This window comes from Bradyrhizobium sp. SZCCHNRI2009, assembly GCF_032485115.1.
Classification (GTDB): Bacteria; Pseudomonadota; Alphaproteobacteria; order Rhizobiales; family Xanthobacteraceae; genus Bradyrhizobium.
This window is the reverse complement of the sequence record NZ_JAUEUH010000001.1, coordinates 517596-528292: the sequence shown is the minus strand read 5'-3', so window position 1 is coordinate 528292 and position 10697 is coordinate 517596. Positions and strand designations below refer to the sequence as shown.

General features: G+C 65.4%; 9 protein-coding genes. 3 read left to right on the top strand and 6 right to left on the bottom strand.

Annotation, left to right across the window (positions count from 1 at the left end):
- Positions 1 to 183 precede the first annotated feature (183 nt).
- Together ispH and hpnH are read left to right on the top strand one after the other, a co-directional pair.
- Positions 184 to 1110, top strand: a complete 927-nt coding sequence (ispH, locus tag QX041_RS02370) for a 4-hydroxy-3-methylbut-2-enyl diphosphate reductase (RefSeq protein ID WP_315714888.1) — start codon at positions 184 to 186, stop codon at positions 1108 to 1110.
- Between the two features lie 34 nt (positions 1111 to 1144).
- Positions 1145 to 2293 carry an adenosyl-hopene transferase HpnH gene (hpnH, locus tag QX041_RS02365; RefSeq protein ID WP_315714889.1) on the top strand — a complete coding sequence of 383 codons (1149 nt, stop codon included), beginning with the start codon at positions 1145 to 1147 and terminating at the stop codon, positions 2291 to 2293.
- A 107-nt stretch (positions 2294 to 2400) separates the two neighbouring features.
- Here hpnH and QX041_RS02360 read toward each other — a convergent pair whose 3' ends face one another.
- From QX041_RS02360 to QX041_RS02340, 5 genes are all read right to left on the bottom strand, one after another.
- Positions 2401 to 3165 (bottom strand): phosphorylase, encoded by a 765-nt coding sequence (locus QX041_RS02360; RefSeq protein ID WP_409977888.1) that lies wholly within the window; start codon positions 3163 to 3165, stop codon positions 2401 to 2403.
- A 343-nt stretch (positions 3166 to 3508) separates the two neighbouring features.
- Entirely contained in the window at positions 3509 to 4759 is a 1251-nt protein-coding gene (gene hpnE, locus QX041_RS02355; RefSeq protein ID WP_316164400.1) for a hydroxysqualene dehydroxylase HpnE, read from the bottom strand.
- Complete coding sequence (hpnD, locus tag QX041_RS02350) at positions 4759 to 5598, bottom strand: presqualene diphosphate synthase HpnD (protein ID WP_316164399.1); 840 nt, start codon at positions 5596 to 5598, stop codon at positions 4759 to 4761. The genes hpnE and hpnD overlap by 1 nt, the downstream gene beginning before the upstream one ends.
- A complete protein-coding gene (gene hpnC, locus QX041_RS02345) occupies positions 5595 to 6473 on the bottom strand; it encodes a squalene synthase HpnC (protein WP_315714893.1) in 879 nt (292 codons plus the stop codon). The genes hpnD and hpnC overlap by 4 nt, the downstream gene beginning before the upstream one ends.
- 222 nt (positions 6474 to 6695) lie before the next feature.
- Positions 6696 to 6932, bottom strand: a complete 237-nt coding sequence (locus tag QX041_RS02340; RefSeq protein WP_315714894.1) for a hypothetical protein — start codon at positions 6930 to 6932, stop codon at positions 6696 to 6698.
- A 476-nt stretch (positions 6933 to 7408) separates the two neighbouring features.
- Between QX041_RS02340 and QX041_RS02335 the strand changes: the two genes are divergently transcribed.
- Positions 7409 to 7903 carry a hypothetical protein gene (locus tag QX041_RS02335; RefSeq protein ID WP_315714895.1) on the top strand — a complete coding sequence of 165 codons (495 nt, stop codon included), beginning with the start codon at positions 7409 to 7411 and terminating at the stop codon, positions 7901 to 7903.
- A gap of 319 nt (positions 7904 to 8222) precedes the next feature.
- Here QX041_RS02335 and QX041_RS02330 read toward each other — a convergent pair whose 3' ends face one another.
- Complete coding sequence (locus QX041_RS02330) at positions 8223 to 10580, bottom strand: efflux RND transporter permease subunit (RefSeq protein WP_315714896.1); 2358 nt, start codon at positions 10578 to 10580, stop codon at positions 8223 to 8225.
- Between the last annotated feature and the right edge of the window lie 117 nt (positions 10581 to 10697).

The following is a 10697-nucleotide window of genomic DNA, read 5'->3' as shown; positions in this document are numbered from 1 at the left end:
GTGCGACGTGTCACATGCGAGCCGCTTGCAGACCGGCTTTCTTCTTCGCTCGATTTTTGACACAAAGCCCTGCGTTTCCATCCGTGTGGCGGGCCATTGGGCATTCGCTGGTGCGATTATTGCAACCCTGTCGCACGCACGGAGGTGCCAGGTCGAAAGTGAGGCAATGTGGCTGGACGTCCAATGCAGGTGTATCTCGCGCAGCCGCGCGGTTTTTGTGCTGGAGTCGTGCGTGCGATCGAGATCGTGGAGCGCGCGCTGGAGAAGTATGGCCCGCCGGTCTATGTGCGTCATGAGATCGTCCACAACAAGCACGTGGTCGAGAGCCTGAAGGCCAAGGGCGCCATCTTCGTCGAGGACCTCTCCGAGGTCCCCCCGCGCGCCGTCACCGTGTTCAGCGCCCACGGCGTCGCCCGGACGGTGGAGGAGGAAGCGGCCGCCCGCGGGCTGCCGGTGCTCAATGCCACCTGCCCGCTGGTGACGAAGGTCCACAACCAGGGCAAGCGCTACATGTCCAAAGGCCGTACCCTGGTACTTATCGGCCATGCCGGCCACCCGGAAGTCGAGGGAACCATGGGCCAGGTTCCCGGCCCGGTCCACCTGGTGCAGAACGTGGCCGATGTGGCCACCCTGCCCCTGCCGGTCGATACCCCGCTGGCCTATATTACCCAGACCACGCTCAGCGTGGACGACACAAGAGACATCATTTTAGCCCTCCAAGCCCGCTTTACAGACCTTCAAGGTCCCGATATCCGGGATATCTGCTATGCGACACAGAACCGGCAATCTGCGGTAAGGGACTTAAGCAAGCTGGTGGACGTCATCCTGGTGGTGGGCGCCGCCAACAGCTCCAACTCGAACAGACTGCGCGAGATCGGCACCGAGGCCGGGGTCGCAAGCTATCTGATCGCTGATGGCAGCGAGCTCGATCCGGTTTGGCTGAAGGATGCCAAGGCCGTCGGCATCACCGCCGGCGCCTCGGCTCCCGAAGTTCTCGTCGACGACGTCATCGAAGCCCTGCGGCGCATCGGACCGGTCGAGGTCGCGGTGGTCCCGGGGCGGGAAGAAAACATCGAATTCCGCCTGCCGGCCGAATTGGTCGCGGGCTGATCGGTCCTCGTTTGGTCCAGAAAGAAGAGACGTAATGGCAATCCCCTTCCATAAGGAACTGCGTATCGGGGCCTATCTGATGAAGCAGAAGCTTCTCGGCCGGAAACGCTATCCGCTCGTGCTGATGCTGGAGCCGCTGTTCCGCTGCAACCTGGCGTGCGCCGGCTGCGGCAAGATCGACTATCCCGACGCGATCCTCAACCGCCGCATGAGCGCGCAGGAGTGCTGGGACGCGGCCGACGAGTGCGGCGCGCCGATGGTCGCCATCCCCGGCGGCGAGCCGCTGATCCACAAGGAGATCGGCGAGATCGTGCGCGGCCTGGTCGCCCGCAAGAAATTCGTCTCGCTCTGCACCAACGCGCTGCTGCTGGAGAAGAAGCTCGACCTGTTCGAGCCGTCGCCGTATTTGTTCTTCTCGGTGCACCTCGACGGCCTGCGCGAGCATCACGACAAGGCGGTGTCGCAGAAGGGCGTGTTCGACCGCGCCGTCTCCGCGATCAAGGCCGCCAAGGCGCGCGGGTTCACGGTGAACGTCAACGCCACGGTGTTCGACGGCCACCCCGCCGAGGAGATCGCCAAGTTCCTGGACTTCACCACCGAGCTCGGCGTCGGCGTCACCATGTCGCCCGGCTACGCCTATGAGCGCGCCCCGGACCAGGAGCACTTCCTCAACCGCACCAAGACCAAGCAGCTGTTCCGCGACGTCTTCAAGCTCGGCAAGGGCAAGAAGTGGAATTTCATGCATTCCGGTCTGTTCCTCGACTTCCTGGCCGGCAACCAGGAGTTCGAGTGCACCCCCTGGGGCATGCCTGCGCGCAACATCTTCGGCTGGCAGAAGCCCTGCTATCTGCTCGGCGAAGGCTACACCAAGACCTTCAAGGAGCTGATGGAGACCACCGACTGGGACTCCTACGGCACCGGCAAGTACGAGAAGTGTGCCGACTGCATGGCGCATTGCGGCTACGAGGCGACCGCCGCCAATGCGGCGCTGACCAACCCGATCAAGGCGATGTTCGTGTCGCTGCGCGGCATCAAGACCGAAGGCCCGATGGCGCCGGAGATCGACCTCTCCAAGCAGCGCCCGGCGCAATACGTGTTCTCGTCGGAGGTGCAGAAGCGCCTCTCCGAGATCCGTCACGACGAGGCGATCGAGGCGCAGCAGAAGGCCTCGACGGCCGCCTGATCTTCACGCTCTGATCAATCAAAAGGCCGCCGAGTGATCGGCGGCCTTTTTCATTGAACTGATCTGCGGATCGGAATGGACGTTACGCTCCGCGACGAGCAAACGGCTCACGCCTCGGCAGCGGCCAGCGTCTCGGTCTCGAGGAAATGCTCAGCCGCCAGCATGCCGCTCAGCAGCAGGTCGCGGGCGCCGCGCAGCGAGCGCAGGGCGCGATTGAACTCGATGCCCGTCGACACCAGGCCGCGCAGCACGGCCGGATTGCGGGCGACGCCGCGCAGGATCATCGGCAGGTCGATGTCGCCGTTGGGCTTGATGGCGTCCTTGGCAAGCGACGGGAGGGTGCGATGGGCGGGATCGGAGATCACCCGCAGCGCCGCGAACGGCAGCCCGTACTCGGCGGCATAGGCGGCGGCGATGTGGCTCTCCATGTCGACCGCGGCCGCGCCGGTCTTCATGCGCAGCGCCGCCTTGCGGGCCTGGGCCACCACCACCTCTTCGGCCCCGGCGAGCACGCCGCGCACGACGCGGCGCTTCTTCAGGGCGGCGCGGGCGATGTGCTCCTCGCGCAGCGACAGGCCCGACAGCCAGCGGGCATCGCCGGCGGTCACCTCGGTGGCGACGACGATGTCGCCGGCCTTGAGGCTCGGATCGAGACCGCCGGCCACGCCGAAGCTGACGACGCCACGGATCGAAGTCGGATCGAACACGGTGAGCAGCGAGCGCAACTGCCTGGGGTCGCTCGAGCTGCAGATCACCATCATGCCGGGCCCGGCAGCAATCCGGGCCTCCTGCACCAAGCCCGTCACGACCAAGACCGGCCGCGAATCAATCGGGCGATCCGCGGACGTGTCGTCCCCCATCCCCAACTTCACAATCCGACCCCTGACACCTTCTCGGACGTCGCGTGATCCGACGTCTCCGTCTCTTGTTCCAAAGCCTCAGCCACGGCGGCGCCAGAGCGGAAAGGCCTTAACAAACCGAGGATTACGCAGAAAAAATCCGCGAGGAAACCCCGTTTGCGCCGCACTGCACCGGCACCTGATGCGTTTTTTGCCCGGTGTTGCCATTTGGCCCCGCCGATCCCTGTTCCGCCCTGGAACAGATTGCGCCGGTGCCACCGGGCGTGGAACTTTAAGCAAGAACCACGCCACGAAAATGTGAGACTCACGGCAGGCGGCATGACGGCGCGGCCAGATTCGGCCGCCCCTGCGCCGGTCAGCCGTGCCCGAGCAGGAGATTCGCAGCGCGGTCGCCGGAGCGCACCGAGCCTTCGATGGTTGCCGGCAGGCCGGTATCGGTCCAGTCCCCCGCCAGAGCGAGATTGCCGAACGCCGTCTTCGCTCCCGGTCGGAGCGCGTTCTGCTCGGGCGTCGCCTCGAAGGTGGCGCGACGCTCGCGCACGATCTGCCACGGCGGCAGCTCGGCCGTGATGCCGGCGGCCTTGCAGACGTCGGTCCAGATCGCGGCGGCGAGCTCCTCGCGCGGCATGTCGACGAGGCGATCGCCATTGCTGATGGTGACCGAGAGCCGCTGCGGGAAGGCGAACAGCCACTCGACCAGGCCGCCGACAACCCCGAGCAGAGCTGGTGCATCGCGCGGCGGCGTGATGCGGAAATGGGCATTGACGATGGCACGATATTTCGTCGGCCCCGTGAGCCCCGGCAGCAGGGCCATCGCCGGCCGCGGCGGCACGGCGAGCACCACGACATCGGACGGACCGAGCGCGACGGTTTCATCGCCGCCGAACCTGAGCCCGGTGACGCGACCACCCGCATCGTCGAGGCCGCGCAGCTCGCGGCCGATCCGCACGCTGCCGCCCTTGCCTTCCAGGAATTTCACGGCCGGATCGATCAGCACGCCCGACAGGCCGTCGCGCGCGATCAGCGGCCGGCAGGCCTGGCCGCCGGCGAGCAAGGTCTCGCGGACGATGGCGCCGGCCAGCCCCGCCGACCCTTCCGGCGGATCGCAGTTCAGCGCCGCAAGCAGCAGCGGCTGCACCAGACGGTCATACAGCGTACCCTTGCAGGGAATCGTGCTGCCGATCGTCCTGGACGTACCGGCCCAGATCAGCGGCGACAGCGCGAGGTAGTCGCCGAGCTTGGTATCCGGCACGCGGCGGCCCTCGTCGAACACCCACAGCGGCAGGCGGCCGTTGCCGAGATCGAGCAGCCAGCGCTGGCCGCTCCGGATGTCGACGAAGGCGAACTGCGCCTTCTCCGGCCCGACCAGCCCCGCTTCCGAGCCGATCGCGCGGGCATAGGACAGCACGTGATGATTGGCCGACAGCAGCAAATGGTTGCCGTTGTCGATCACCAGGTCGGTCGCGGCGTCGTAATAGGACCGGCAGCGGCCGCCGAGCTGCTGCGTCGCCTCGTGGACATGGACGATGTAGCCCGCATTGGCGAGCCGCACGCCGGCGGAAAGGCCGGACACGCCGGCGCCGATGATGTGAGCTGTCTTCTGCATCAGATGATTGCGTAACGAAGGATGATGCCGATCTTCGTGAGCTTGCTCACGCGGACGGGCTCGCGCGGCAGCGCGAAGCCTCGCTCGAGCAAGAGGTCGAACACGGCACGATAGTATTTTGACATGATCCGCGGCGCCCGCACGGCGCGCCGGCGATTTCGCCGCATGATCTCGTCGGCCTTCTCGAAATGCGTCTTGGCCCTGACCGCAACCGAGTTGCAGACCTTCGGCAGCGCGCGCTCCTGCGTGACCTTGACCGGATCGTCGCCGGTGATGCCGGCGAACAGCAGCGCCTCGCGCGGCAGGTACAGCCGGCCGATCGCCGCGTCCTCGTCGATGTCGCGCAGGATGTTGGTGAGTTGCAGCGCGCGGCCGAGATGATGGGCAAGCAGGATGCCGTCCTCCTCGGGCATGCCGAAGATGCGCACCGAGAGCCGGCCAACCGCGCTCGCCACGCGATCGCAGTAGAGGTCGAGCGTCGCGAGATCGGGCGCGCGGATCTCCTGCGGCACGTCCATCTCCATGCCGTCGATGATGGCGAGGAAGTCCTCGCGCTTCAGCCCGAAGGTCTTCACCGAGCTGACATAGTCGCGCAGCCGCGGCGGCGGGTTGCCCTGGTACAGCGCGTCGATGTCGTCGCGCCATTTCTGTAGCGCCGCCAGCCGCTCGGGCCGCGGGCCGTCGGAATCGGCGATGTCGTCGACCTCGCGGCAGAAGCTGTAGACCTGGAACATCGCGTCGCGCTGGGCGCGCGGCAGGATGCGCATGGCGGCATAGAACGAGCTGCCGGAGGCTGCCGTGCCGTGATCGATATTGTCTGCGGTTGCCTCGAGGGTCATGCGCCGGCTGCCGATTTGGTGACGGGATGACGCCCGGCCACGCGGCGGCCGATCTCGCCCATGACCGACGTGAAGGTGAGACCGAGCATGCCGACGGGCGACAGGTGCACGCGCTCGCTCAGCGGATCGCGCACCTTCAGCAACGCCACGATGCGGTCGGCGAAAGCCTGGATCACGGCGATCTCCAGTCCGAAGCGGAAATCCTTGACGCCGCTGTTGAGGTCCCTGCCCTCATCGAGCAGCGCCGCGTTGCGCACCGCGAGCTTCTGCAGGCAGGTCAGCAGAGGCGGCGGCGACTTGGCCTCGCCGAGCATCTCGACGGTCGCGCCGGCTTCCGCCAGCGCATCGCGCGGCAGATACACGCGGTTGAGCGCCTTGTAGTCCTTGCCGCAGTCCTGCAAATGATTGTTGATCTGCAGGCCCGCACAGATCGCGTCCGAGGCCGGCCAGGTCGCGGTGGACTCGCCGTGCACGTCGAGCATGAAGCGTCCGACCGGCATCGCCGAGTAGCGGCAGTAGTGGATGACCTCGTCCCAGTTCTCGTAGCGCAGCTTGGTCACGTCCATCCGGAAGGCAACCAGCAGATCGAGCGCGTGCCGGGGCGGCATGCCGCGCTCGGCGAGCGCCCGGCGCAGGCTGACGGCGACGTCCTGGGTCTCGCCGGTCCCGGTCAGCTCGGCTTCGAGCAGATCGAGCAGCCCCAGCTTCTCGTCGCCCGGCAGGCTCGGATGGTCGGCGATGTCGTCGGCGGTGCGCACGAAATTGTAGAAGGCGAGGATCAGCGCCCGGTGCTCGGGACGGATGATCCACGACGCCACCGGAAAGTTCTCGTCCCGGTGTGTCTTGCCGGATCGCAAATCGCTCGCGGTGGTCATGGACGAAACAGCTATCAGGTTGAAAGGGCGCTACCGAAAACAATGCCCGCCGCTTCGCTCATGCGAACGGATTGCTCGCCCCATATAGGCGAAGATCCCGCCAAAACCAATGCAATCGATGTCGGGCAGTCCATAGGACCGAACCGCCGGCCTCCCCTGAGGGGCGGGCCGGCGGTCGTTAACCAAGGGAGTTCGGAAACAACCGTTCCGAACGGCAACCGCTTACTGGTTGTGGGTCTTCAGAACCTGGTCGCAGGCCGGGCTGATCTTGGGCCGGTTCTCCTTGAGGCACGCCAGAATGGTGAAGTCACCCTGATCGATGACGGCACGGCAGAACTTCTGAACGTCACGCGTGCAGGCCGCCTGCTCTTCGGGCGTGCCGCCGCGGCCTTGCGCGAACGCACCGGTGGAAACGGACACCGACGACAGCAGGGAAAGTGCCAGGAAAATCTTACGCATCGTGTTCCTTCATTTTGACAGCGGAGGAGACCTCCCGGATCGCCGATGCTGCCCGGGAAACACCTGTTTGGTTTGGCAAGGACCGCAAGCCCCCCAGCGCCGGAGGTACGCTGCCAAATGCGGCCAAATTTGCGCCCTATGATCCCGAGCGGATCAAGCTCGGAGATCACAGCTTTGGCACAAACAAGGCGTTGATACTAGGGCGTTATTCTCGGAACACGTTTTTCGCATTTGGCTGTTGCAAGCATGCCGCGCGGACCGTTAGATGCAGCGCCGTCGAGGCGGCTTGCGTGCAGCCGTCTTGCGAGGACGACCATTCGGCGCCGACCGGTCGCACGGCGTCGGCGGGCATCATGGCATCCGGTCGCAGCGCCCGACCGGCCGTCATTTGAACCTAACCTTCGGCGAGAACACCAAGTGTTCGAAGCGGCGGCATACGCCGACACAGCGGTGTCATTTTGGATGGGAAACTCGATATGAAACTGTTCGGCTCATCTTTCTCGGGGCACGTCATCAAGGCCGCCGGTCTCGGAGCGGCACTGTTCGTGGCGGCGACCGCAGTTCAGGCTCAGTCGGGCCCCTTCGCCGGCTTCGACGGCTCGTGGTCGGGCAACGGCACGGTCGCGCTGTCGGACGGCACCACCGAGCGCATCCGCTGCAAGGCCAGCTACAAGGTGGCCGGCGCCAATCTGAAGCAGAGCCTGCAATGCGCCAGCGACAGCTACAAGTTCCTCCTGTCCAGTGACGTCACCAGCCAGGGCGACCGCATCTCCGGCAACTGGAGCGAATCCAGCCGCAACGTGAACGGCGAATTGCAGGGCACCGCCGGCAACGGCCAGATCGACGTGTTCGTGCAGGCCGCCGGCTTCGCCGCCAGCATCACCCTGAGGACCAGCGGCAACAAGCAGGTCGTGCAGATCTCCTCCAAGGGCGAGATCCGCGGCGTCAACATCACGATGTCGAAGACCTGATCCTTGGACCGGAGCGCGTCGCGCGCTGACGGGCAGTCGAATGCGCAAACGGCCCTGACAATGTCAGGGCCGTTTTGTTTTGCGGTGCTTCCGCAACCCTCGGATACGAATGAGACCCGCCGCTGTCGTCGCCCGGCTTGCCGCCTTCGCTAAAGCTCCGGCGCGCCCTTGAACTCATAGCCGCGTCGAAGCCGAAGGCGCAGACGGGACCGGGCGACCCAGTCTTCCAGAGGCTGTCGTGATTGAACCGATAGGCCGCGGCGTACTGAATCACCCGCTTTCACGGGTGATGACGGCCTGGTTTACGCAATAGCCTGGGCTAAAGCGGCTTGCGCTTCAGCTTCTGCGACAGGTTGATCAGGAACATCGCGGTCGGGCGGAGGATGAAGAGGTCGGCAAACAACGCCGCCACCATCGAGAACGCGCTGAGCCAACCGAACAGCCGCAGCGACGGCAGATCCGAGAACACGGTGACGACCAGGCCGCAGGCCAGCACCACGGTGGTGAGGATCAGCGCCGGTCCGACCAGCACGGTGGCGCGCTCCACTGCGACGGCGGCACTGACGCCGGGCGCGCTTTCCATCCGCAGCCGGTTCAGGAAGTGGATAGTCGCCGACAGGCCAAGGCCGAAAGAGACCGTGAGCGCCACCACGCTGGCAAATTGCAGCCCCTCCCCCATTGCCCACAGCACGGTACCCGACATCACGACAGGGAAAATGCCGGGCAGGATGCAGGCGAGCATGACGACCCAGGACCGGAAGGCCAGCCCGATGAACATCGCCACCAGCGCGAACTCGATCGTCAGCCCATGGTTGAGCTTTTCGATCATGCCGGCGGAGTTGCGCGCGGCGATGGCGGCGAGACCGGTAACGGCGATTTCATAGCCGGGATGCTTCTTTCTCACCGCATCGAGCTCGCGGTCGAGCTTGTCGACCACCGGCAGCAGCTGGCTGGAATCGACATCCGGCACACGGCCGGCGACCACGACGGCGTCCTGCTCCTTGTCGATGAAGCGGCGCACGAGGTGCTCGGGGATCAGATTGACGTATTCCTGCAACGTCGCCGTATCCGACGAGCCGGCCTTCTCGGCCAGCCAGCGCCGGAGCGTCTCGACCGACCAGACGTTGCCGACACCAGCGGTCTTTTCGACGGTGGCATGGACGTCGGCGATCGCCTGCAACGTCTCCGGCGCATAGAGCGAGGCGCCCTTCGGAAACTGGATGAGCACGTTGACCGGATTGGCGCCGGTCAGCTTGGCATCGAGCCGGTTGCTTGCTGCAACCGCCTGCTGCTTGTCCGGCACCTGGTCGGCGAGGCGATAGCGCGGCTCCAGGGTCGAATACACCACCGCGAGCGAGCCGACGAACAGCACCGCGATCAGGCTGAACAGGCCGGGACGGCCGACCATGCGCACCGCGATCCAGTAGCAGAAATTGCGCAGCGCCTGGACGCCGGCGTCGGCGCCCTGGAATTTGACCGCGAATGTCTTCTCGTTGCGCACCAGCAGCACGCCGAACACCGGCACCAGCGACAGCACCGCGACCAGCGCGATGATGGTGGCTGCGAGCCCCGCCTCGCCGAACTTGCGGATCAGGTCGCTGTCGGAAAACTGCAGGGCGATGAAGGAAATGCCGGCGGTGGCGTGGGTCAGCACGCAAGCCGGGCCGACGACCAGCACGGCGTTCTTGAACGCCGTCACCTTGTCCTGCCCCGCGATCAGGCGGTCGCGGGCGGCGAAGGTAAGCTGCATCGAATCGGAGAAGCTGATGACCATGATGAGCGGCGTCATCACGTTCAGGAACATGTTGAGATTGAAATTGGCCCAGCCGAGCGCGCCGAGCGCGAGCATGATCGCGATCAGCGGCGGAAACGCCGCTGCGATCATGAAGGAGACCTTGCGGAAGAAGATGATGGCGATGATGCAGCCGGCGAGAATGCCGAGAATGTTGTAGGTCAGCCCGTCACGTTCCACCGCGTTGCGGATCTCGAGCTGCATGACCGGCACGCCGGAAAGCTGGACATTCAGGCCGGTGTCGCCGAGGTCCTCCGCCATCAGCTTCCGGATGTCGCCCACCACCTTCCCGAGATCGTTCGAGGCCACCACCTTGGGCTCGAGCGACAGCACGATCAGGGCGAGCGTACCGTCCTCCGACAACAGCTTGCCGCGGATGATCTCGTTCGACTTCACCGTTTCGATGAACTTGTCGTAGGCCTCGCCCTCCGGCAGATCCGACGGAAACAGCGCGGCCGGCAGCTTGCCGGGCGCCGGCGCCTGACGGGCCGAGAACAGCGACACCAGGCCACGGGTACCCTCGACCAGTTGCAGGTCGGTCACGAAGTCACGAAGCTTCTCGAGGTTCTGGCGGGCCAGCAGGGTCTTGCCCTCGACCACGACGAGGACGTCGAATTCCTCGGCCGGGAACTTCTTCGTCACCTCCTCGTACTGGTGGAATTCCTTGCTGTCGGAGCGAAACAGCTGGCTGAGCGAATCGTCGATCTGGATGCGCTTGATGCCGAACACCGCCGCCACGATGAGGACGAGCAGGACGACGCAGGAGAAGATCGGCGCCTTGACCGCGAGGAGGCCGAGTCGTTCGATGCCAAAAGCGATGCTGTCGGCCGGCCGGTGCTCGACCTTCTCGACATGGACTTCGTTGTCGTGCCTGACTTCCAGCATGCGGTGTCCAGTGGTTGGGGTGCGGCCCAATTCTGAGGGCCTGAGCGCATAGGGCAGAAATAAGGCCGCTCAGCGAAGCAGAGATGACCGCATTGTGGCCCGCAGCCCAAGCTAATC

What these genes read in the sequence shown, in the direction of transcription:
- ispH (WP_315714888.1), top strand. Translation starts at nt 184, where the DNA reads ATGCAGGTGTATCTCGCGCAGCCGCGCGGTTTTTGTGCTGGAGTCGTG.
- hpnH (WP_315714889.1), top strand. Translation starts at nt 1,145, where the DNA reads ATGGCAATCCCCTTCCATAAGGAACTGCGTATCGGGGCCTATCTGATG.
- hpnE (WP_316164400.1), bottom strand. Translation starts at nt 4,759, where the DNA reads ATGCAGAAGACAGCTCACATCATCGGCGCCGGCGTGTCCGGCCTTTCC.
- hpnD (WP_316164399.1), bottom strand. Translation starts at nt 5,598, where the DNA reads ATGACCCTCGAGGCAACCGCAGACAATATCGATCACGGCACGGCAGCC.
- hpnC (WP_315714893.1), bottom strand. Translation starts at nt 6,473, where the DNA reads ATGACCACCGCGAGCGATTTGCGATCCGGCAAGACACACCGGGACGAG.
- QX041_RS02340 (WP_315714894.1), bottom strand. Translation starts at nt 6,932, where the DNA reads ATGCGTAAGATTTTCCTGGCACTTTCCCTGCTGTCGTCGGTGTCCGTT.
- QX041_RS02335 (WP_315714895.1), top strand. Translation starts at nt 7,409, where the DNA reads ATGAAACTGTTCGGCTCATCTTTCTCGGGGCACGTCATCAAGGCCGCC.
- QX041_RS02330 (WP_315714896.1), bottom strand. Translation starts at nt 10,580, where the DNA reads ATGCTGGAAGTCAGGCACGACAACGAAGTCCATGTCGAGAAGGTCGAG.